Annotated in this window: 20 protein-coding genes and 2 pseudogenes; 20 read left to right on the plus strand and 2 right to left on the minus strand. The window is 26.1% G+C overall.

Annotated features, from left to right (window positions below; translation table 11 throughout):
• Positions 1-223 precede the first annotated feature (223 nt).
• The 13 genes from J7M87_RS08075 (at position 224) to J7M87_RS08135 (ending at position 15,482) form a co-directional block, all read left to right on the plus strand.
• Positions 224-961, plus strand: a complete 738-nt coding sequence (locus J7M87_RS08075; protein ID WP_291650432.1) for a YebC/PmpR family DNA-binding transcriptional regulator — start codon at positions 224-226, stop codon at positions 959-961.
• Between the two features lie 356 nt (positions 962-1,317).
• Entirely contained in the window at positions 1,318-2,610 is a 1,293-nt protein-coding gene (locus J7M87_RS08080; RefSeq protein ID WP_291650434.1) for a potassium transporter TrkG, read from the plus strand.
• 12 nt (positions 2,611-2,622) lie between these two features.
• Entirely contained in the window at positions 2,623-3,297 is a 675-nt protein-coding gene (locus J7M87_RS08085) for a TrkA family potassium uptake protein (protein WP_291650436.1), read from the plus strand.
• Between the two features lie 515 nt (positions 3,298-3,812).
• Positions 3,813-4,847, plus strand: a complete 1,035-nt coding sequence (locus tag J7M87_RS08090; RefSeq protein ID WP_291650437.1) for a galactose ABC transporter substrate-binding protein — start codon at positions 3,813-3,815, stop codon at positions 4,845-4,847.
• Positions 4,848-5,264: 417 nt separating this feature from the next.
• On the plus strand, positions 5,265-6,299 hold the full coding sequence (locus J7M87_RS08095; protein ID WP_291650440.1) for a galactose ABC transporter substrate-binding protein: 1,035 nt from the start codon (positions 5,265-5,267) through the stop codon (positions 6,297-6,299).
• A 72-nt stretch (positions 6,300-6,371) separates the two neighbouring features.
• Positions 6,372-6,509 (plus strand): six-cysteine ranthipeptide SCIFF, encoded by a 138-nt coding sequence (gene scfA / locus J7M87_RS08100; RefSeq protein ID WP_016208429.1) that lies wholly within the window; start codon positions 6,372-6,374, stop codon positions 6,507-6,509.
• 71 nt (positions 6,510-6,580) lie between these two features.
• On the plus strand, positions 6,581-7,936 hold the full coding sequence (gene scfB / locus J7M87_RS08105) for a thioether cross-link-forming SCIFF peptide maturase (RefSeq protein WP_291650442.1): 1,356 nt from the start codon (positions 6,581-6,583) through the stop codon (positions 7,934-7,936).
• 88 nt (positions 7,937-8,024) lie between these two features.
• Complete coding sequence (locus J7M87_RS08110) at positions 8,025-9,242, plus strand: pitrilysin family protein (RefSeq protein ID WP_291650443.1); 1,218 nt, start codon at positions 8,025-8,027, stop codon at positions 9,240-9,242.
• 33 nt (positions 9,243-9,275) lie between these two features.
• A complete protein-coding gene (locus tag J7M87_RS08115; RefSeq protein WP_291650445.1) occupies positions 9,276-10,688 on the plus strand; it encodes an aminotransferase class I/II-fold pyridoxal phosphate-dependent enzyme in 1,413 nt (470 codons plus the stop codon).
• A 604-nt stretch (positions 10,689-11,292) separates the two neighbouring features.
• Complete coding sequence (htpG, locus tag J7M87_RS08120; RefSeq protein ID WP_291650447.1) at positions 11,293-13,149, plus strand: molecular chaperone HtpG; 1,857 nt, start codon at positions 11,293-11,295, stop codon at positions 13,147-13,149.
• 166 nt (positions 13,150-13,315) lie between these two features.
• Positions 13,316-14,158 carry a pyridoxamine kinase gene (locus tag J7M87_RS08125; RefSeq protein ID WP_291650450.1) on the plus strand — a complete coding sequence of 281 codons (843 nt, stop codon included), beginning with the start codon at positions 13,316-13,318 and terminating at the stop codon, positions 14,156-14,158.
• The gene (locus J7M87_RS08130; RefSeq protein ID WP_291650452.1) at positions 14,142-14,657 is read left to right on the plus strand and encodes a TIGR04002 family protein; all 516 of its coding nucleotides are present in this window, start codon (positions 14,142-14,144) and stop codon (positions 14,655-14,657) included. Before J7M87_RS08125 ends, J7M87_RS08130 begins: the two co-directional genes overlap by 17 nt.
• 27 nt (positions 14,658-14,684) lie before the next feature.
• A complete protein-coding gene (locus J7M87_RS08135; RefSeq protein ID WP_291650454.1) occupies positions 14,685-15,482 on the plus strand; it encodes an endonuclease/exonuclease/phosphatase family protein in 798 nt (265 codons plus the stop codon).
• 23 nt (positions 15,483-15,505) lie between these two features.
• On the opposite strand, the gene J7M87_RS08140 is transcribed toward J7M87_RS08135, so the two are convergent.
• Both J7M87_RS08140 and J7M87_RS08145 read right to left on the minus strand, forming a co-directional pair.
• A complete protein-coding gene (locus J7M87_RS08140; protein WP_291650456.1) occupies positions 15,506-16,216 on the minus strand; it encodes an ABC transporter ATP-binding protein in 711 nt (236 codons plus the stop codon).
• A gap of 13 nt (positions 16,217-16,229) precedes the next feature.
• Positions 16,230-17,843: a putative ABC exporter domain-containing protein gene (locus J7M87_RS08145; RefSeq protein ID WP_291650457.1), complete on the minus strand. Its 1,614-nt coding sequence runs from the start codon at positions 17,841-17,843 to the stop codon at positions 16,230-16,232.
• A gap of 413 nt (positions 17,844-18,256) precedes the next feature.
• Here J7M87_RS08145 and J7M87_RS20430 point away from each other — a divergent pair.
• The 7 genes and pseudogenes from J7M87_RS20430 to J7M87_RS08180 form a co-directional block, all read left to right on the plus strand.
• Positions 18,257-18,511, plus strand: a pseudogene (locus J7M87_RS20430) (SAM-dependent chlorinase/fluorinase); the annotation flags it as partial.
• A 177-nt stretch (positions 18,512-18,688) separates the two neighbouring features.
• Positions 18,689-19,239: pseudogene (locus J7M87_RS08155) on the plus strand (ECF-type riboflavin transporter substrate-binding protein).
• 134 nt (positions 19,240-19,373) lie between these two features.
• Complete coding sequence (locus J7M87_RS08160; RefSeq protein WP_291650459.1) at positions 19,374-21,080, plus strand: ABC transporter ATP-binding protein; 1,707 nt, start codon at positions 19,374-19,376, stop codon at positions 21,078-21,080.
• Positions 21,077-21,904 carry an energy-coupling factor transporter transmembrane component T gene (locus J7M87_RS08165; RefSeq protein ID WP_291650461.1) on the plus strand — a complete coding sequence of 276 codons (828 nt, stop codon included), beginning with the start codon at positions 21,077-21,079 and terminating at the stop codon, positions 21,902-21,904. The genes J7M87_RS08160 and J7M87_RS08165 overlap by 4 nt, the downstream gene beginning before the upstream one ends.
• A gap of 256 nt (positions 21,905-22,160) precedes the next feature.
• On the plus strand, positions 22,161-23,588 hold the full coding sequence (lexA, locus tag J7M87_RS08170) for a transcriptional repressor LexA (protein WP_291650463.1): 1,428 nt from the start codon (positions 22,161-22,163) through the stop codon (positions 23,586-23,588).
• Positions 23,589-23,722: 134 nt separating this feature from the next.
• Positions 23,723-23,929, plus strand: coding sequence for a hypothetical protein (locus J7M87_RS08175; RefSeq protein ID WP_291650465.1), 207 nt, complete (start codon positions 23,723-23,725; stop codon positions 23,927-23,929).
• A gap of 108 nt (positions 23,930-24,037) precedes the next feature.
• Complete coding sequence (locus J7M87_RS08180) at positions 24,038-24,745, plus strand: DUF3784 domain-containing protein (RefSeq protein WP_291650467.1); 708 nt, start codon at positions 24,038-24,040, stop codon at positions 24,743-24,745.
• Positions 24,746-24,752: the final 7 nt, after the last annotated feature.

Raw genomic sequence — 24,752 nt, forward strand, 5'->3', positions numbered from 1 at the left:
CTTTCAAAATTGATATGTTACTTGTAAATATTTAATTATTAATATATTACAAGGTTTATCGTATAGATTATTAATTTAAGTATATTTAAGAGTATATAATCACCATAATAATGTAGTATATTACTAACTTAAGGATATATAAGAAAATTTGTCATAATAATATAATTGTGTTATAATTCCACTATATTTATAAAATTTTTGATTAATGTTGGGAGGAATAAAAATGTCAGGACATTCAAAATGGCATAATATACAAAATAAAAAAGGAAAAGCGGATGCTAAAAGAGGGAAAATCTTTACAAAGTTAGGTAAAGAAATTGTTATTGCAGTTAAAAATGGTGGCCCTGTACCCGACACTAATCCAAAATTAAGAGATGTAATAGCAAAAGCAAAGGCAGCAAATATGCCTAATGATACCATAACAAGATCAATAAAAAAAGCTTCAGGAGAACTTGCTGGAGTTGATTATGAAAAAATAGTTTATGAAGGTTATGGTCCATCAGGAGTAGCAGTAATAGTTGAAACTTTAACAGACAACAAAAATAGATCAGCAGGAAATGTAAGAAGTGCTTTCACTAAAGGTGGGGGAAACATGGGGGCAACAGGTTGTGTAGGTTTCATGTTCCAAGAAAAAGGTGAAATTGTTATTGAAAGAGAAGATAAAGATGAAGATGAAATTATGATGCTTGCTTTAGATGCTGGTGCAGAGGATTTCTCAGCAGAAGAGGAGGTATTTGTTATAACAACTACCCCAGAAGATTTTGGTACTGTTAGGGAAGCTTTAGAATCAAATGGATTAGAGTTCTTAGAAGCAGCAGTTAAAATGCTACCAGATACATATACTGAAATAAATGAAGATGATGCTAAGAAGTTCCAAAAAATGTTAGACTTACTTGAAGATGATGATGATGTTCAAGAAGTGTACCACAATGCAGAATTCCCTGAAGGATGGGATGAATAAATTCAATAGAAACTCCGTATCAATTTTAAGTTGATACGGAGTTTTTTTATTAGAATATTGTATTATTTAACAAAGTAAGAATTTGCAACGTTTTAAGAAGATAAAGTAATTTAGAGAGTGTTATTTTGATCTATTGGAACTTTTACAAGAATATAACTAAGAATAATAAAATTGACAGTATACAACAGCCTATATATAATTAATCATAAAAATCAGGGTAAATTTTATAAAGGAATAGATATGCTTATATGAGTAGTAGATGAAAATTACAGATTAAACAGGAAATGATTCTTAATATTTAATTATTAATATAAGGAAATAATAATAAAAAGACATCACAAAGGAGTGAGCTTTATATGAAATTAATAAAGAAAGTAAAGCCTGGAAGAATTATAGTTTTAGGATTTTTATCAGTTATTATTATAGGAGCTGTTTTATTAAAATTACCAATATCTATAAACGATGGAGTTGAGGTTTCTTTTGTAGATGCTTTATTTACTTCTACAAGTGCAGTTTGTGTGACGGGATTAATAGCTATAGATACAGCTGATACATTTACTGTTTTTGGACGAACTGTAGTAGCCTTATTGATTCAAATAGGTGGATTAGGAGTTACATCAGTAGGTGTGGGGTTTATTTTACTTATGGGGAAAAGAGTAGGAATTAAGGAAAGAACACTTATTAAGGAATCTATGAATTTAGATTCCATGAAGGGCTTAGTAAAATTAGTTAAATCAGTTCTATTAATGACATTAACATTTGAGACAATAGGGGTAATATTAAGTTATTTAGTTTTTTCAAAGGACTATAAACCATTAGATGCATTGGGAATAAGTATGTTCCATTCTGTTGCAGCCTTTAATAATTCAGGATTTGATATACTTGGAGGGCTTCAAAATCTAATACCATACCAAAATAATGTTTTATTAAATTTGACTACATGCGGATTAATAATATTTGGAGGATTAGGATTTTTAGTAATTAAAGAAATTTTAATGAAAAAATCTTTTAAAAAGTTTAGCTTACATACAAAGGTAGTAATCACAATGACAGCTATATTATTAATAGTTGGAACAATATTATTAAAGTTTACCGAAGATATTTCTTGGCTTGGAGCATTCTTTTTTAGTACTTCTGCAAGAACAGCAGGATTTAGTACTTATTCGTTAAGCAATTTCACAAATGCAGGATTATTTGTATTAGTTATTTTAATGTTCATTGGTGCATCTCCAGGATCTACTGGTGGTGGTATAAAGACTACTACTATATTTACATTATATAAAAGTATGTATAGTACATCTACCAATAAACATTGTATTGCTTTTAAAAGAAAGATACCTACTAGTGTAGTATTTAAAGCTTTTAATATAACTATATTAGCATTGTTTGTTGTTTGCCTAGGAACTTTTATATTAAGTGTGGTAGAACCTGATTATACCTTTATGCAACTATTATTTGAAGTAACTAGTGCTTTTGGAACAGTAGGATTATCAACAGGAATAACATCAAATCTTACTGATTTAAGTAAAATCATAATTTCAATAATCATGTTTATAGGAAGAATTGGACCAATGACTATTGCTACAATTTGGTCTTTCAAAGAAGCGGCAAATGCTTATTACTCAGAAGAAACAGTTATAATAGGATAGGAGAGATAAATAATGTTTAATCATAGACCAGAAATAGAGTTTGGAATAATTGGGATAGGTAGATTTGGTTTTGCCTTAGCAAAAACTTTAATAGAAGCGGGAAAAGAAGTAATAGTTTTAGATAATAATGAAAATAAGATAAAGCAAATTAGATCTCTTACAGAAAATGCTTTTGTAGTTAATAATTTAGACAAGGAAACATTAGAAGAAACAGGAATTCAAAATTGTGAAACTGTATTTGTGTGTATAGGTGAAAAGATAGATGTAAGTATTTTAACTACATTAATTGTAATAAATATGGGAGTTAAGAGAGTTATTTCTAAAGCAATAACATATGAACAAGGGTGTGTATTGAAAAAAATAGGAGCTGAAATTGTATATCCTGAAAATGATATGGCAATTAGAATTGCAAATAGATTATTAAATGAAGAGGCATTAGAATTTATTGAATTAAATAATGACATTCATATAGAAGAATTAAGAGTTACTTCAAAGATAGATGGAAAATCAATATTAAAATCTAAAATAAGAAATGATTTTAATTTAAATATTATAGCTTTGGAAAGAGATGAAGAAACTATAATAGAAGTTGATCCAAATTATATTTTAAGAGAAAATGACTTAATTGTAGTTATAGGTAAAAAAAGTAATATAAGAAGATTAGAAGAGTATTTAAATAATAAATAAAAATATCAAATTATAAATAAGGGTCTTTTATAGGCCTTTTATTTTTTTATAACATCTTTATTATTAAAGTATATATATAAGTTTGCGTTGACTTGAAAACAAACGAGGGAAAAAGCTAACTTATATAGGTATATTTTTTATTGAATATAAAAAATAAAAATAATTTAAAATAAAAAAAGAGTGATTTGCCATAATCACTCTCCACAATAAACTTGTGTAATATCTATTTCACTCCACTTGGAAGTTACTTAAGACTAGATTTATAATATCAGTATCTTATTAATATTACAAGTTGTAATTTATGTTTTACTTTGAAATATATGGAGAATGAGGCTATAAATCTTATTTTAAGTTAGTATTAAAAATACCTTTATGATTAATACTAACTCTAGGAATTATAACCTGTAAGAGTAAGTATAAATATTAATTTTAGAAATTATAAAAATATAGATGAATAAAAATAAATTCAGTTATAACAAGCTATAGTAATAATTTAAGAAAAGGTGGAGGATAATGTGAAAAAAGTAAGTTTATTTAGTATGATAATAATTATAATACTGAATACATTAAGTTTAGATATAAGTGCTAATACGATGAAAATTAAGCCTATAAGAGCAGGAGTACTACTATATAATGAAGATGATTATTATATTTCTGAAGTGAGAGATTACTTGTTAAAAATAGAAAATGAAAATAAAGAAAGAATAGATTTTATATTTTATGATGCCGATAGAAATCAAGAATTGCAAAATAAGCAAATAGATGAACTCATAAATATGAAAGTAGATTTAATATTATTAAATATTGTAGATATAAATCAATCAGATTCAATAATAAACAAAATTAAAGCACATAATATTCCTGTAATATTTTTTAATAGAGAACCTTCATCATTAAATGGAATTAAGTCTTACGGGAAGTCTTTATATATAGGAACAGAAGCTTGTGAATCTGGTAATATTCAAGGTGAAATGATAATAAATGAGCTGAAAAGTGGAAATATAAAGGATAGGAATGGAAATGGTACATTAGATTATGTATTATTACAAGGCGATAGAAACAATATAGAAGCACAGTTAAGAAGTGAATGTGTCATAAAATCAATAAATAAAAATGAAATTAGGACTAATGAAATAGCATCTGAATATTGTAATCGGGAGCAAGAATGTGCTAAAAATAAAATTGAGTCTTTATTTTCAAATTATGGAGATAATATTGAAGTAATAATTTCAAATAACGATGAAATGGCAATAGGAGCTATATTGGCACTTCAAGAAAGAGGATATAACATAGGAGATCCAAATAAGTTTATATCTGTAGTAGGAGTTGATGGAACAACTGAAGCAAGAAAAATGATAGAAAATGGATTTATGACAGGAACAGTTATACAGGATGCAGAAGGGATGGCAAAAGCAATTTATAGAATAGGCTTAAATTTAGCTGAAGGAAAGGATCCATTGCAAGATACAGAGTATAAATTTGATGTAACGGGTGTAGGAGTTAGAATTCCGTATAATGGTTACATAGTGAGAAACTCACCAAATTCATAAAATTAGTTTTTTTATACTGTTGTATTAATTACAAATAGATTGTTAAGTAAAGAGCTATTAGATTTATATTTTTATAGAGAGATGAGAAAATTATAGCAGAAATATATCAAATTACATTTTAAGAGATAATTATTATAGTATTATTGTAGTCAAAAAATATATAAGCAAGATAGAAGAATAGTGAGTGTAAAGTAAAAGGTCTATAAATGACCTTTTATTTTATTATTATTTAGTTTTTATTAAAATATAGAAATAAAGGGATTTAGTTTTATTGTAAGTATTTTTAAGCTTGTATAAAAATATTTTTTATGTTCAATACTAATTCAAGAGTCAAAATCTATAAAATTAATATTCAAAATATTATAGTTAATATACTTAGCTAACTGTATTAATAGGTAAAGGATAGTGAAGAAGAATATGAAGAAATTTAGTTTATTTAGTATTATAGTAATTATAATTATAAACATGGTTAGTTTAGATATAAGTGCTAATACAATGAACACAACACCATTAAGAGTAGGAGTACTTTTATACAATGAAGATATTTATTATATTTCTGAAATAAAAAAACAATTAGAAAAACTTGAAAGTGAAAATAAAGATGAAATAGATTTTATATTCTATAATGCTGAAGGAAATCAAGAATTACAAAATAAGCAAATTGATGAACTTATAAAAATGAAAGTAGATGCAATACTATTAAATATTGTAGATGTACATGAATCAGATTCTGTAATAAATAAAATCAAGGAAAATAATATTCCTGTAATATTTTTTAATAGAGAGCCATTATCATTGAATGGAATTAAATCTTATAATAAATCTTTGTATGTAGGAACACAAGCTTGTGATGCAGGTAAGATTAAAAGTGAAATGATAATTAATGAGATAAAGAGTGAAAATATAAAGGATAAGAATGGAAATGGTAGTTTAGATTATATATTATTAGAAGGAGAAAAAGATAATGTAGAAGCTCAATTAAGGAGCGAATGTGTTATAAGATCTTTAAATGAAAACGGAATTAAAACTAATGAAATAGCTTCTGAAGTGTGTAACTGGGAAAAAGAATGTGCTAAAGAAAAGATTGAGTATTTATTTGATAAATATAATGATAATATTGAAGTAATAATTTCAAATAATGATGATATGGCAATAGGTGCTGTTTTGGCACTTCAAGAAAAGGGATATAATTTAGGAGATCCAAATAAATTTATATCAGTAGTAGGTATAGGAGGAACAGAGGAAGTTAGGGAAATGATAAAAAAAGGATTTATGACGGGCACAGTTTTGCAAGATGCTGAAGAAAAGGCAAAAGTTCTATATAGAATAGTACTAAATTTAGCACAAGGTAAGAAAGCATTACAAGATACAGATTATGAATTTGATGTAACAGGGGTAGGGGTAAGGATACCATATAATGGTTACATAATAAGAAATTCACCAAATTTATAAAATTAATCTTTAATAATGAATTTTTTTGTGTTATAATCGTGGGGTATTTTGGAAGAATGGGGGAGTATAATCATGAAACATATCAAGACAATCAATAAGACTAATATCAAAAACAGCTTAGTAAAACCAGGCTGTAAAGAATGTGCTAACTCATGTCAATCAGCTTGCAAAACTTCATGTACAGTTGCAAACTTAGAGTGTGAAAACTAATTAATAAGAAGCGGCAACAATTAGTTGCTGCTTACTTTTTAGTTTAAGCAAAGCTTTTGGAGGGATGGAAAATGTCTTTAATACACAAATTTAAACAAGGTGATAATTATTTTGTATTAGATGTAAATACAGGAGCAGTTCATATAGTAGACGAGCTAGTATATGATTTAGTACATGATGATGGAATGAAGGATAAAGAAGAAACATTAAATCTTTTATGTGATAAATATGACAAAGATACAATTATAGAAGCCTATGATGAAATAATGGAGCTTGTAAAAGATGGCTTATTATATTCAGAAGATAAGTATGAAGATATAGCTCATGGTTCAATGGATGATAGAGATTATATAAAGGCAGTCTGTCTAAATATAATTCATGGATGTAATTTAAGATGTAAATATTGCTTTGCAGATGAAGGAGAATATAATGGACATAAAGGTGTTATGTCATTAGAAACTGCTAAAAAAGCAATAGATTATGTTGTAAAAAGAAGTGGTCCAAGAAGAAACATAGAAATAGATTTATTTGGTGGAGAACCAACTATGATCATGGATACTGTAAAAGAAATAATAAAGTATGCGAGAGAAAATGAAAAAGAGTGGAAGAAAAATATAAGATTTACAATGACAACAAATGCTACTCTTTTAAATGATGATATGATGGATTTCATGGACAAAGAAATGGGAAATATCATACTTTCATTAGATGGTAGAAAATGTGTTAATGATAATGTAAGAATAAAAGTTGATGGAAGTGGATCTTACGATGACATACTTCCAAATATAAAGAAAATGATTAAAAAGAGAACACCTGGTAAGATGTATTATGTTAGAGGAACATTTACAAGAGCAAATACGGATTTCTTTGAAGATGTAATGGCTATGGTAAATGAAGGCTTTGATGAAGTTTCTATAGAGCCAGTAGTTTTAGAAAAGGGACATCATCTTGCATTAAGAGAAGAAGATTTGCCAGAAATAATGAAAAATTATGATAAACTATATGAAGATATGGTAAGAAGAAAAAGAGACAAAAATGGAGAGTATAACTTCTATCATTTTAATGTAGATTTAAATGGTGGACCATGTGTTTATAAAAGAATTTCAGGTTGTGGAGCAGGATTTGAATATGTTGCGATAACTCCACAAGGAGATGTTTACCCATGCCATCAATTTGTAGGAAAAGAAGAATTTAAACTTGGAAGTATATATGATGATACATACAACAAAGACCTTGGCAAAGAATTTAAAAAAGCTCATATATACAATAAGCCTAAATGTAGAGATTGTTGGGCAAGATTCTATTGTAGTGGAGGATGCCAAGCTAATAACTTTAGCTTCAATGGAGATATGAAAATACCTTATGAAGTTGGTTGTAAAATGCAAAAGAAGAGAATTGAATGTGCAATTGCTTTAAAGGCAGAATAATTTAAATATAAAAGTTGGTATTTGCTTATGTTCAAATACCAACTTTTTATATTACAATTATATAAGAAAATAAGTTTTGGAGGACAAGATGGAATTTATATTAAAAAATAAGATGAAGCTTATATATACAAAAACTACATCTAATTTAACATCAATATCTATATCAATAGATGCAGGTGCTTGTAAAGAAAAATACTTATTAGGGCTTGCTCATGCAACAGAGCATATGGTTTATAAAGGCACAAGAAAAAGAAATGAAGAAAAAATAAATAAAGACTTAAGTAAAATTTTTGGATTTCAAAATGCCATGACAAACTTTCCATATGTTATTTATTATGGAACTATGTTAAATGAAGATTTTGAAAATGGGATAGAGCTTTTTTCAGATATAATTTTAAACCCTATATTTCCAAATGCTGGTTTTAAAGAAGAAATGAATATAATAAAAGAAGAATTGAGGGAATGGGATGAAGAATTAGAACAATATTGTGAAGATAAGTTATTTCTAAATAGTTTTAAGGAAAGAAGGATAAAGTATCCAATAATAGGTATAAGTGAAGATTTAGAAAAAATAAAGCTAGAAGATATACAAAAGTTTTATAAAGAAAATTATTTACCCTATAAAACCTCTATAGCAGTAGTTTCATCTTTAGAATTTGAAGAAATTAAAAATATAGTTGAAAGATATTTTGAGTCTTGGGAAAACTCATACGATAAGAATGGGAAGGAAGAAATTAGTTACGACAATACTAATTTTGATTTTTATAGAAATATTAAAGATGGCATTAATACTTGTAAAGTTCAAATTATCTTTCCAATAGATAGTCTAAGCTATGATGAAATAAAAGCACTAAGAATATTTAATGAATATTTTGGAGAAGGAGTTAATTCATTATTATTCGATACATTAAGAACAAAAAATGGTCTTGTATATGATATCTTAACTAAGATTTCTTATGAAAAATATATAAAGCTTTATAAAATAACTTATAGTACTTCAAAAGAAAATCTAGATAAATCCTTAGAATTAATAAATAGTTGTATTGAAAAAGTTAATAGATTTGAGAAAGAAATAAGTGATGAAGATATATTAGATTTTATAAAATCTATGAAACTAAAAAGATGGTTTAGAGAAGAACAAAATATAATATTAGCAAAAGAATTATCAACATATAGTACAATGTTTGGAGATTATAAAATATATTTAGAAGAGTTTATTAATCTTGAATCTATAAATAAAAAATACATTTTAGATGTAGCTAAAAAAGTATTAAAAAATAAATCTATACAAGTAATAAGCAATTAAGAAAGTAGAATTATAAATAAAAGGGAGATATTAATGAATAAAGCGCCTTTATTAGAAGAATTATTAAAATATCATAAAGAAGAAAATTTGATTTTATCAATGCCAGGAAATAAAAGTGGTAAAGCATTTTTAAGAGATTCATTAGGAAAAAAGTTTAAAGAAAATCTAGGAGCTTTGGATATTACAGAAGTGGATCCTTTAGACAATTTACATTGTCCAGAAGGAGTAATAAAAGAAGCAGAGGAGCTTTTAGCAAAAACTTATAATGTTAGAAAGGCATATTTTCTTGTAAATGGAAGCTCTTCAGGAAATTTAGCTTCAATATTTGCTGCTTTTAAAGAGGGGGACGAGGTATTAGTAGAAAGAAACTGCCATAAGTCTATTTATAATGGACTTATTTTAAGAAAACTTAAAGTAATTTATATAGATGCTGTAATAGATGAAGACATAGGAGTATTCATGCCACCTAGAGAAAAAGAAATAAATGAAGCTTTAAGTAAAGCAGTTAATCCAAAAGGAATAATAATTACAAGTCCGAATTATTTTGGAATATCTTATGACATAGAAAAGAAAATAAATGAATTAAAAGAAAAAGGGATAAAGGTAATAATTGATAGCGCTCATGGAGCTCATTTTGGAGTGAACAAAGACTTACCAAAGTCACTAGCGAGTCTTGGGGATTATGTAGTATTAAGTGCTCATAAAACACTACCTAGTTTAACACAAGGAGCATATTTATTAGTAAATAATAATGAAGAAAATATTGATTTTTATGTAAAGACTTTTATGACTACATCACCGTCATATTTAATAATGGCTTCATTAGATTATGCTAGATATTATTTAGATAATTACGGAAAAGATGACTACGGTAATTTAATAGAAAGAGCAGAAAAGTGGAAAGAAAAAATAAACTTATTAGGCAAAGTTAGAGTGATAAATGATGAGAACTTATTTTATAAATATGCAATAGATAAAAGTAGATATTTAATTATTTTAAATAAAGGATATAGTGGTCATAAACTTTTAGATTATCTTAGAGTTAATAAGATACAAGCCGAAATGAGTTTTTCACGAGGGGTAGTCTTAATTTTTTCACCTTCAAATACAGAAGAGGATTTTGAAAAATTATATTTAAGTATTAAGAATTTAAACATAAATGTCTTGAAGACTAATGAAAAAAATGCAGTGTTATCGAAAGTATCACCTGTTAAGGTATTAGAGCCTTATGAGGTTTTTAATTTAAATAGTACTAGTTTAGATATAAATGATGTTTTGGGAAAAATAGCAAAAGAGGCAATAGTTCCATATCCACCAGGGATTCCTTTAATTTGTGCAGGTGAAAAAATTACTAAAGAAGCTATTGATATAATTAAAGAATATATTGAAAATAGCTTGAAAGTAATTGGAGTACAAGATAATTTTATAAGAGTAATTGAAATGTAAGACTTATAATAAAATGCAAATTAATAACGAAATTACTCCTGCTAAACAAATGGAGATACTATCACTTTTAATATTTTTAAAATTAATAGTATTCTTAATTGAATTATTTAATCTAGAAGTTTTGAATATAGGTCTTATAATAGATATGATACCAAAAGTTATAAGGAATATGCCTAATATAAAAATATAATTAATTAAAGGAAAATTTAAAATATTATGTAGGTAAAAAGATAATAAAGATACAATTAATATCCAAGATAAAGTATTTAAAATAAGTTTTTTCAAAATAAACCCTTCTTTACAAATTAATAGATAATTCATTATATCAATATTATATAGTTTTTAGGAATTATTTTACAATAAGTTTTTATAATAAATCTAAATATTATATATTTAGACTTTTATATTAAAGAGTAAAGTTATACTACTTGTTAAATAAAAATCAAAGAAAGTAAAAGAAAAACTAAGCTTTGTTTTACAAAGTTAGTTTTTATTCAAGTAATTGTTAGTGGAGATATTTTAATAACTAAAATAAGCTTTAGTAAACATTGACATAATAATGTCTTTTAAATAAAATATTTATAATAAAGAGGAGGGATTGTTAATGGAGAAAAATAAAGGAAATATTTCAATACATACAGAAAATATTTTTCCTATTATAAAAAAATGGTTATATTCTGATAAAGATATATTTATTAGAGAGCTTATTAGTAATGGGTGTGATGCTATAAGTAAATATAAAAGATTAGTTTCTTTAGGAGAAATTAAGGGAAATGAGAATGAAAAATATAAGGTTACAGTTTCGTTAAATAAAGAGAATAAAACTTTAAAATTTATTGATAATGGAATTGGAATGACTGAAGATGAAGTTAAGAAATATATAAATCAAGTAGCATTTTCAGGTGCTGAAGATTTTATAGAAAAATATAAAGATAAAATGGAAGATGGAAAAGATATAATAGGTCACTTTGGATTAGGTTTTTATTCTGCTTTCATGGTTGCCAAAAGAGTTCAAATAGATACTTTATCTTATCTAGATGGATCAGAAGCAGTAACTTGGATTTGTGATGGTGGCACAGAATATGAAATATCTCCATCTGAAAATAGAAAGGAAAGAGGAACAACAATAACTCTTTTTATTGATGCTGATAGCAATGAATTTTTAGAATTATATAAAGTTAGAGATATAATAGAAAAATATTGTTCATTCTTACCTATAGAAATATATTTAGAAGAAGAAGGTAAAGAAGTTAGGGAAGAGGATATTAAACCTTTAAATGATACAACTCCGTTATGGATGAAATCTCCAAGAGATTGTACTGACGAAGAATATAAAGAATTTTACAAAAAGGTATTCCAAGACTTTAATGATCCATTATTTTGGATTCATTTAAATGTAGACTATCCATTTAATTTAAAAGGAATATTATATTTTCCTAAACTTAAACATGAACTGGAAGCTACTGAAGGTCAAGTAAAACTTTATAATAATCAAGTTTTTGTTGCTGATAACATAAAAGAAGTTATACCAGATTTCTTACTATTATTAAAGGGTACAATAGATTGTCCAGATTTACCTTTAAATGTATCTAGAAGTTTCCTTCAAAAAGATAAGGATGTTATAAAAATATCTAAACATATAGTTAAGAAGGTTGCAGATAAATTAGTTGGACTATATAAAAATGAAAGAGAAAGCTTTAATAACTTTTGGAAGGATATTCAAATATTTATTAAGTACGGCTGCTTAAGAGATGAAAGCTTCTATGATAAAATAAAAGATATTATTATTTTTAGAAGGTTAAATGGTGAGTATATAACCTTAAAGGAATATTTAGAAAATAATAAAGATAAACATGAAAATAAAGTCTTTTATGTAACAGATGAAAAGCAACAATCACAATATATAAAAATGTTTAAAGAAGCAAATTTAGATGCTTTAGTGTTAGATTGCTCAATAGATAATCATTTTATTAGCTTTTTGGAGTCAAAAGAAAATGGAGTTACATTTACTAGAATTGACTCTGATATTTCAGAAACACTTAAAAATAGTGAAAGCGAAGACTCAAAAGAGTTAAATACTAAGCTGGAAGGGTTATTTAAAGAAGCTATTACTAATAAGGTAAACAATATTAAAGTTGAAAATCTAAAAAATGCAGGAACACCTGCTATGATATTAGTTTCAGAGCAATCAAGAAGAATGGCTGAAATGAGTAAAATGTTTGGTGGAATGGAAATGCCAAATATGTTTATGGAAGAAAAGACTTTAGTAATTAATAATAATAATTCAATAATTAAAAAGCTAGCATGTACAGATTCTGAAAGTAAAAAGGATGATATTAATTTAATATGTCAGTATATTTTAGATTTAGCTTTAATAGCTAATAAGGAATTAAATGCTGAAGAAATGAATGACTTTATTAATAGAAGTAATGAGTTATTAAATAAAGTAATAGAATTATAGTAATATCTTAAATATAAAATTAATAAAAAATTAATAAAAAATAGAACTATTAAGTATATATAGTTCTATTTTTTATTATAATTTAATATTGTATCGGTACAATGGACAAAATGTAATTATTGGATTATTATAAAATAAATAACTTAATTAAGAAGCAGGTGCACTTATGAATGGAGTTAAAAAGGTAGCTACAATAAATGATTTATCTGGAATAGGAAGATGTTCACTAACCGCAGCACTTCCTATATTATCGGCTCTAGGAGTTCAATGTTGTCCATTTCCTACAGCAATACTTTCTTCTCAAACGGAATTTCATAAATTTTCATTTTTAGATGTAACTAATGAAATGGAAAATTATAAAAAGGTTTGGAAAGAGCTAAAGATAGAATTTGATTGCATATACAGTGGATTTTTAGGTTCTGAAAAGCAAATTGACATAGTTTTAGATTTTATAAAAGATAATAAAGATTCTTTAATTGTTATAGATCCCGTTATGGGGGACAACGGAATACTTTATGATACTTTTACAGAAAATATGTGTGATAAAATGAAAGAACTTGTTTCTATTGCAAATATAGTAACACCAAATTTAACAGAAGCATGTATATTGACAGATAAAGAGTATAAAAAATACAATACAAGTGATGAAGAAGTTAAGGAAATAGCAAAAAAAATAGCACAAATGGGACCTGAAAAGATTATTATTACAGGAATAATAAGAGAAAGTGAAATTTATAATTTTGCTTACGATAAAGAAAGAGATGAATTTTTTATAGTAAAATCAATTTTTAATAATGAATCATATAGCGGAACAGGGGATATCTTTACTTCAATTATCATAGGATTATTATTAAATAATCATGATTTAAATTTTGCAATTAGAAATTCAACTAATTTTATATATGAAGCAATTAAATATACCTCTAAATTTAAAACTAATCCAAAAGAAGGAATAATGTTTGAAGTATTTTTAAAGGAGCTGATTTTAATAAATGAAAAAAAGTATTAAAACAAGAGATTTAGTTTTAGCAGGATTATTTGCAGCAATTATATGTATATCAATATCTTTTCACATTCCTACAGGATTTAATGGAGGATATATACATTTAGGAGATACATTTATATATATTGCAGCAGTTCTTTTGCCTACACCATACGCAATGCTTGCAGCAGGCATAGGAGCTGGACTTGCAGATGCATTATCAGGTGGAATGATATGGGTGTTACCTACAATAATCATTAAACCAATAATGGTATTATTCTTTACTACTAAGAGAGAGAGTATAATATGTAAAAAAAATTTGCTAGCAATATTTATAGCTGGTATTGTAGGCTGGTTTGGATATTATTTAGCAGGAGCTATTATATCAGGTAGCTTTGTAGCTCCACTTGCAACTTTCTTTATAGATATAATGCAACCTATAGGAAGTGGTATAATATTTTTAATAGCTGGTTATTCTTTAGATAGGGTGAAAATTAGACAAAGATTATCTATAGAAGCAAAATAACTTTAGAATATGGCGTGAGGTAGAAGTATGAAGGTTATGACCTTTAACTTAAGGACAGATTTCTTATTAGATATAAATAATAGATGGAATAAAAGAAAAGAAATAGTTTATGATATATTAAACAATAATGATTGCGATATAATAGGTGTTCAGGAGCTAAATAATAAAATGTTTAAGGATATTTCAAAAGAAGTTCCAGGATATAATATTATTGGAAATCCAAGAAGCCTTAAGTATTTTATAGAAAGAAATGATATTTTAGTTTCTAAGAAACATAAAATATTAGAATACAGTACTTTTTGGCTTTCAGAAGATCCTGAAAAAATAGGAAGTGCTATTTGGTATTCTGTTTATCCTAGAATATGCACAACAGCTTTAATAAAATTAAATGATGGAAATATAGTTAGAGTATATAATACCCATTTAGATTTTTTACTATCAAAGGCTAGGGAGTATGGACTTAAAAAAATAGGCGAGTATATGGATAAGCAACATGAAAAAGACAATTATCCAGCTATATTAATGGGAGATTTTAATGCCAGTCCAACAAGTAAAGCCATAAAAAGTTTCTCAGAAGGTAAATATAGTAGTAAAAAGTTTATTGCAGTACAAGATCATAAAAAAGAAATTTATAATATGTCAACTATGAGTAAGTTTAAAGGAAATAAAAAAGGTCTTCATATAGATTATATATTTGTAAGCGAAGAGTTTAAAGTTTTAGATACTGAAATATTGGATTATAACAAGAATGGAAAATATCCTTCAGATCATTATCCTATGATTGCAAAACTTGATATAAATAAAAACGCTAATACTTCAAAATAGAGTATTAGCATTTTTTATTTTAATTAAGCATTATCAATTATCTTAAAGAATAAATCTTCTATACTACCTAATTCATTATATTTTTCTTTTAAGTATTCTTTGCTACCAGAGTCAACAATTTTACCTTCCTTCATTAAAATCATTGTATCACTGATTTCTTCCATTGAGGCTAGTATATGAGTACTAACTAGTATAGTTTTTCCAAGGGACTTTATTTTTGATAACATTTCTCTAAATTCCTTTATTCCGCTTGGGTCTAGGCCTACAAAAGGTTCATCAATTAAAATTATATTTGGATCATGAATTAAGGCCATTATAATAGAGACTTTTTGCTTCATACCTTTAGATAAGTCCTTAGCAAGGGAATCTTTTTTATTGGTTAAGTTGAAAGCATTCATTAACTTCTCAGCTTTACTTGTCCAATCTTTAACTTTATAAGCTAAGGCTATGAATTTAAAGTGTTCCCAAACTGTTAATAAATTATATAAATCAGGGGTTTCAGGTATGTAGGCTAAATTTTCTCTTATGGCTCTATCCTTTGTAGATTTTCCATCTATTAAAATATCACCTGAATCTTTTCTTAATAAAGAAAGTATGCACTTTAATGTAGTAGTTTTGCCAGCACCATTGGGACCGCATAATATTGATATTTCACCAGTATTTAATTTAAAGGATATATTATCGATTGCTTTATTTTTCTTAAATGATTTAGATAAATTTTTTACTTCTAACATGATTTCCTCCAATTTAATATTCTATAAAATCAAATATTTTATTACATAATAACATTAATAAGCTTATATAAATCCCAACAATTATAGTTAATACTCCAAATGATATGTAAGAGTTAGTAGTTATACCATAAGTAGCTGCAGTTGCAGCAAATGGAATCATTATAAGTACCATTAGTACGAAAGTTACAAGCATTCCTGGACCAGATTCATTATCCTTTGGCATAAGAAGTATTGTGATTAAGTTAAGTAATTTTACTACTAATGAGAATGCTAGGGTAATTAAAAAACATCCTATTCCTAAGATTGAGAATTTGTAATCTAATATAATAGAAGGAATAAGCATTATACTAATTCTAAGTGATAACATTAAAAGTTCATCTAAGACTGTAGAAAGAATTTTATATATTGGTTTTCCTGGGATAATATAAATATATACATTTTTTAACTCCCTAGATAATTCAGAAAAATTAGAGGAAATAAGTACTATATAAACTGTACCTATTGAAATCGCTAAAAGTGAAATTAATTGATTTCCTTTTAAAGTAATATATCCACCTATGATTCCAACTATAATATTAACTAAGAATAATAAAAATTTTTTTAATGGAGTTTGTTTTCTTTTTCTAATAACTGAAGCTTTCCAATATAATGATAGCGTTCCCCATCTTTCTTTAGAAGTACTATTTAAATTAACTTTTTTTATTTCTTTTTCCATTTGTGAATGAACATCTCTCTTATTGTTTTTTAACTGTTTTAATTTTTCATTTTGTGTAGATACCTTTTCAGCTATTTCTTCATAATATTCAACATTAAGAGTTATAAATAAGAAACAATTAATTATAACTAATGACAATAAATATAATATATCAAATATTGGAGGGGTAATTGTTTCTGTTAAAAGTAAAGATATAAATCTTACTATAGATGAAATTATAGGTAATTTGACAATAAAGCTATGAAAAATATACATAGACAATTCGGTAAAGTTAAAGTTTAAACTCCAAAATTTATATAAATAAAATAAAAGCATTGAACATGCTATACCTTGTAATATATAAGAAATAAATTTTAAGCCTTTTACTGAGCCTGTCTTAACTTTTATTGCAAAAAATAAATAAGATAGAGAAATAAAAAATAAGAATATAAAGAAAAATCCTAAAGCTATTGGTAATAATCCTATTAATGATAAATTAGTAAAAGCTAGTAGCATTAATATAATGAAAGTAAACGTCAAAAAGAAGCTAGCTACACCTTTTATTGCACTACGAACCATTGAATAGAAGAGTATTAATTTATTATTTATAGGTGAAGGAAATAAATAACTAATATCTGAAATTGAGAAGTTACTTGGAGCATAATCATTTAAATAGTTTGCTAATACAAATAGTATAAAAACTAATGATACTATAGCTATAATTCCTAGAGCAGATTGTTGCATTTCTTGAGTTATAGAAGCTTTAGTTTCATTTTTAAATATTGCAACTATAAATGATGAAAAGCAAAGTCCGAAGAATATGATTATAGAAAATAATTTCTTTAAGAATAGAAGAGGATGGTAAAAAATTTGGAAAAAGAAATTTTTGATTTTTAAAAGGTCTAAATAGACTAAAACTTTTAAGTCGTTCATTTAAAATACCTCCATAAGTTGTTTGTTAAATTATAGCAAAAAAGTATACTTTAAACAAGGAATACGTATATAGGTATTTCTAATAATAGATTAAAGTTAGAATTAAATTTATCATTAATTATTCATTAAAAGTTCAAAAATAATACACTTATATGCCAATGGAAAAAATATTGACTAAAATAATATACGCATTATATACTCTTTGTATGATATTTAACTAAGGAGGAGTTTTTGTGAAAAATGCTTGAGTATTTCAATCATATTTTGAAATCGGAGATGTGCGGTTAGTAATATTTATGGAGTTGCTAATAACGTAGATAATACACTTCAATTATTTGATTTAAACACATTAAATACCACAATATAATATTAGAGAGGCTTCATATAGACTGATTTAAACTGTTGACTATTGGACTAAAAGTAATCTATTTGTATCTGTGGTCGATTCTGGAGTGGTATTAAATAGAAGGAGTATAGGAGTTAAAACTACAATTGGACAATATATAATTACTCCAAATAATAGAACACTTACCCATATTAAAGGAATATGTAGTAAAGTTGAAGTTTATATTAGAAATAATACAAGAGAAGTTTATAGAAATATAATGGTTTATGAAAAGTCATTTGCTGATGTTTATGTAGGTGAAACTTTGGTTTATGTTAACTAATTATGTAATTTAGCTGTTTCTATAAACCAGGGACCATTCTCTAAAGCTTATAATATACAAACATGAACAAATTGGATAATATCTATCAGAAAAGCTCCTAGAGTAATATATGATTAAAAATTAATTTATAACACGAATATTATTTATTCACTATATATTAAATGAGGAGGAATTATAATGGGAAATAAAATGTCTATTAAAACAATAGTGGCGATTGGTATAGGGCAGCTGTATTTATGATACTAGGACGTTTTGGGGCTATTCCATCAGGTATTCCAAATACTAATATAGAAACAAGTTATGCTTTTTTAGCATTAATGTCAGTATTATATGGTCCTATTGCAGGAATATCTATAGGTTTTATAGGCCATGCCTTAAAGGATTTAGTATTTTTTGGTTCACCTTGGTTTAGTTGGGTTATAGCTTCAGCTGTTGTTGGTTTTATAATAGGATTATCATGGAATAAATTAAAAGTTAATGACGGTGAATTTGGGAAAAAAGAAATTATTATTTTTAATATATATCAAGTAATTGCTAATTTAATTTCATGGCTTTTAGTTGCGCCTACATTAGATATACTTATATATGCAGAGCCAGCTAATAAGGTTTATTTACAAGGAATAGTGGCTGCAATTTCTAATTCAATTACAGTTGGAGTATTAGGTACTATTTTACTTTATACATATTCTAAGACTAGAGTTAAAAAAGGAAGTTTAGATAGAGAGTAATATCTAATTAAAATACTGGGGGCTTTAGGTCTCTAGTATTTTTTACGTATATATTACAGCCAATATATTATTATTTTTAATAATAAATAAAGTTTTCAAGGAACATATAATTTTTATATAAAGGGAGATTTGCTATGAAAAAACCTGTAATTGAGTTCAATAATTTTACATTCCAATACAGAGCTCAAGCAAAGCCAACATTAAATAATATAAACTTAACTATATATGAAGGCGAAAAAATTCTTATTGTTGGGCCTTCTGGATCAGGTAAGAGTACTATTTCAAGTTGTATAAATGGACTTATTCCATTTTCATATAAAGGTGAGATTTCAGGAAGGCTGAAGGTTAAGGGTAAAGAAACAAGTGAAATGAGCATTTTTGAATTATCTAATTCAGTGGGGACTGTTCTTCAAGATCCAGATAGCCAGTTTATTGGATTAACTGTAGGAGAAGATATTGCGTTTAAACTAGAAAATGATTGTATACCACAAGATGAAATGAAAAAGAAAGTAGAAATTGTTTCTGAAATTGTTGGAATAGATAAGCATTTAGAAGCAGCGCCATATAGTTTATCAGGTGGTCAAAAGCAGCGTGTAACCTTAGCAGGGGTTATGGTTGGAGATGTAGATATACTTTTATTTGATGAGCCACTTGCAAGTTTAGATCCTGCAACGGGTAAAAGTGCAATTGAATTAATTGACAAAATACAACAAGAAACAAATAAAACTATAGTAATTATAGAGCATAGATTAGAAGATGTGCTACATTGTTCTGTAGATAGAATAATAGTAGTAGATAATGGAGAAATTGCTGCGGATATAACTCCAGAAGAACTTCTAAGTTCGAATATACTATCTGAAACAGGAATACGTGAACCATTATATATTACTGCTTTAAAATATGCAGGTTGTAAGGTTACTCCAGAAATTAATCCACAACATATTGATACATTAAATTTAAATACATGTAGTGAAAAACTTAAAGAATGGTATGATGAAACTGTTGACAAAGGCATCAATATAGACTCTGAAACTATACTTGAATTAAAAGATATAAAGTTTGGCTATGAAGAAAAACAAGAAATATTAAAAGGAGTTTCTTTTAATATTAATAAAGGTGAAATGGTTAGTATAGTAGGAAGAAATGGAGCAGGAAAATCTACTATATCAAAGCTTATTTGTGGCTTCTATAAACCAACTGAAGGGCAAATATTATTTAATGGTAGAGATTTAGTGAACGATACAATAAAAGAGCGTGCTGACAAAATTGGTATAGTTATGCAAAATCCGAATCAGATGATATCTAAGACTATGATTTTTGATGAAGTTGCATTAGGACTTAGAGTTAGAGGAATTAGTGAGAAAGAAATTAAAGAAAGAGTTATTGATACATTAAAAATTTGTGGATTATATGAGTTTCGTAATTGGCCAATATCTGCACTTAGTTTTGGGCAAAAGAAACGTGTAACTATTGCATCTATTTTAGTATTAAATCCAGAAGTTATAATTCTAGATGAACCAACAGCAGGTCAAGATTTTAAGCACTATACTGAAATTATGGAATTTTTGCAAGAATTGAATAGAAAAGGTGTCACTATAATCATGATAACTCATGATATGCATCTGATGCTGGAGTATACAAATAGAGCAATAGTATTATCTAATGGGTTGAAATTAGCACATGATACAGCAGCAAATATACTTACTGATGAAAAAGTGATATCTGAAGCTAATTTAAAAGAAACATCTTTATATGAATTAGCAATAAAGGCTAAATTAGATAATCCAAGAGATTTTGTTAAAAAGTTTATTGACTATGATAGGAGGATTAGAGGCATATGAGTAAAATGCTTGAATATATAAATATAAATTCACCTATTCATAAATTGACAGGTGCTTCTAAGTTAATTGCTTTGATAATATGGGCATTAGCTTCAATGATTACATATGATACACGTGTACTTATACTTATGTTTATTCTAAGCATATTTGTTTTTAAAATTTCAAAAGTAGAATTTAAGCAAGTAGCGTTTGTTCTTTATTTCATATTAATATTTTTATTGTTAAATAATTTAGCAATTTTTATTTTTTCACCATATGAAGGTGTCCAGATTTATGGAAGTAGAACTGACTTATTTAAAATTGCAGGTACATATACATTAACATTAGAACAATTATTTTATCAGTTTAATATAACATTAAAATATTTTTCTATAATACCAATGGCATTATTATTTATGGTTGCAACTAATCCAAGTGAATTTGCATCTTCATTAAATAAAATAGGAGTTAGTTATAAGGCTGCTTATTCTGTTTCTATAGCACTAAGATATATTCCTGATGTTCAACGTGATTATCAAGATATATCATTTGCACAACAAGCGAGAGGAATTGATATGTCTAAAAAAGAGAAATTAACAAAAAGAATTAAAAATTCTGCAGCAATATTAATGCCATTAATTTTTTCAAGCTTAGATAGAATAGATACTATAAGCTCAGCAATGGAGCTAAGAGCTTTTGGAAAAAACAAAAAACGTACTTGGTATAGTGGAAGAAAGTTTGAAAAAAGAGATTATATAGCTATATCAATAGTTAGCTTAATATTTATTATAGCTATTGTTGCTACTATGCTTAATCGTGGACGTTTTTATAATCCATTTATGTAAGATGTAATAAAAATTGTACTAAATACTATAATTAAAAGAAAGAACATATAAAATAGATGTTTTTAGAAGGCTATAATTTTATATGTTCTTTTTCTTATATAGTAAACTTTTTATATGTAAATAAACTATTTATATTAAGATTAAATAAATTAAAATATAGAATAATGACTTTTAATGGTGATTATTTGACATAAAGTATTATAAAATATATTATTAAAATACAGAAAACATAAGATAGATTTAAGGTGGTGAAAGTATGGAACTTTCGAAAGTTCAAAATAGATTTATAAATCATAAGAGTTCTGGATATCAGCTTTTGAAAGGTAAAGAAGGAACAGGTAAGAGTACTGCATCAATTTATAAGGCTATAAATTTAGAAAATAATTATTGTATCTATGAAGAAGATAAAATTTTATTTGTAACATCTAATTATAGTAAGACATATGAATCAATGGAACTTTATAAAAAAGAAGGGAAAGAAAGTTATTTTTATTCATTATTTTCATTAGAGAAAGATAGATTAAATATTATAACATTAGAAGAGCTTATTGATACATACTCTAAAGCTTTCAGGAGAGAAAAGGGACTAGCTATGCAAGTTATAGACAAAGTAAAGGGCATAGAAATTTTAAAAGAATTAGAAAATGAAATATCATCATTTTATAAAAAATCTAAGTTCCTTCAAAAGGCAACAATCAAATTTATATTAGAAGAAATTTTATGGATTAAAGCAAGCAATTTTTCTAAGGAGTACTATCTTGAAGTTGACAGAAAGGGACGTGGAGGAAGAATTAAAAAGTCTTCTTACACAAGAGAAGCTATTTATAAAATTAAAGATTTATATAATGAGAGTTTAATTAATAAAGGCTTTATGGATGAGTATGATCATGTTATATATGCTATCTCATATATAAATAATCATGGAGGAATATACAGTCATGTTATATTAGATGACATGGAGAAGTTTACTAAAGGAGAGATAGATTTTATAAAATCTATTTATAAAAATAAACCACATTCCTCATTTATTTTCATATTAAATAGTGAACTTAATAATAAAGAAAATTCTTGGATGATAAAAGGAAGAAAAGTAAATAGTTTAGGAATTGATGTAAAAGGAAAGAGCTTTAACTTTAAAACTAAATACGATACTAAGAAGAAAAAGCAAGTAGGTACAGTTGAAAAGTATAAATATATAAACTTAAAAAATAAGGGGATTATTGAGTTTAACATAGATACAGCTTCAAATAAAAAAGAAATATTTGAAGGAAATGATATTTGTTATAATGAAAATGAATTAAAGGATATTCCAATGTTTAATAATATAGCAGCGGGAACACCTATAGAAATGAATGATAATATAGAAGGAAGTTTTTATATACCTAAATATTGGCTTGAAAGAGGAAAGGATACCTTTATATTAAGAGTAAAGGGAGATTCTATGGTAGAAAAAGACATTTGTGATGGTGATTTAGTTGTTATTAAAAAACAAGGAACTGCAAATCATAATGAAATAGTAGCTGCAAGCTTAGATGGTGAAGCAACACTAAAAACACTAAACTTAAATGGGGATTTACCAAAGTTAATGCCTGCGAATTCTTTATATGCTCCAATTAGCTTAGAAAATAAAGAAGTCAATATATTAGGAGTTGCCATTGGAATAATAAAACAGGAGATAAACTAGATGTTTATCTCCTGTTTTAGAATTATGGATAACTAAATTATTATGCAATATTTCCCGGGAAATGAAAATAAATAACATAATATTCAATAATGCTGAATACATATTAACAAATGATAATAATTAGGAGGAATTTTATGAATTTAGAGCTTATAAATGATCAAAAAAGAAAAATATTAGATAATATTAATTATGCTAAGGAATCTAATATAAATAAGGTTTCAGCTATACTTATGTGTAATGATAAAGAAGTACAAAAAGAATTATTATCTTGGCTTGTTATTGAAGGATACAAAGTATCATTAATAAAAGATGAAGTTAATATTTTAACAATTGAGTGGTAAAAATTATCTACTAATAGTATTGACAATATTATTAAAAGTATTATAATTAACCATATAAGGGAATGGAAATGAATTTGATTTTTGGGAATATTTAGATTGGAGTATGTCATGGGATCTATAATATTTATTTCTATTATTTGTATGATTTTTATAGTATTAGGATTGGCTATTAGCAAGTATAAATGCTATTGGCTAATATCAGGATATAATACTCAGTCTAAAGAAGAAAAGGCTAGAGTAGATATTGAAGAAGTAGCTAAACATATGGGTAGAATGTGTTATTTAATAGCTTTTATAATATTTATAGGATCTATGGTTTCAAATTATTTCGAAATTTCTATATTACCTTTTGTGATTATTTTACTAATTATTATATTTGGGTATTTAATTTATATTCAAAGATTTGATCATAATAAAAAGAGCAAAACAGAAATACTGGTAATGATAGTTATAGGATTTATAACATTTTCAATTTTAATCATAACATTTTCATTTGGAAATAAGCCAAATGATCTTATATTAAAAGATGAAGCTATAGTTATAGATGGAAGCTATGGAACTACTTTAAAAAGAAAAGACATAAAATCAATAGAGCTTGTAGATGATATTCCAGAAATAGTATTTAAGAGTAATGGATATAGCGATGGCAGTGCCATTAAAAAAGGTGATTTTAAATTAAAAAATGGAGAAAAAGTTAAGCTCTATATTCAAAGTAATAAAGGACCATACATTAAAATTTCTACAATAAATTTTGATGTATATATAAATTATAAAGATGTGTCTTTAACAAAACAGTCATTTAATAATTTAAAATAGCAAAGAT

This window comes from Clostridium sp. (assembly GCF_017888565.1).
Lineage (GTDB): Bacteria > Bacillota > Clostridia > Clostridiales > Clostridiaceae > Clostridium.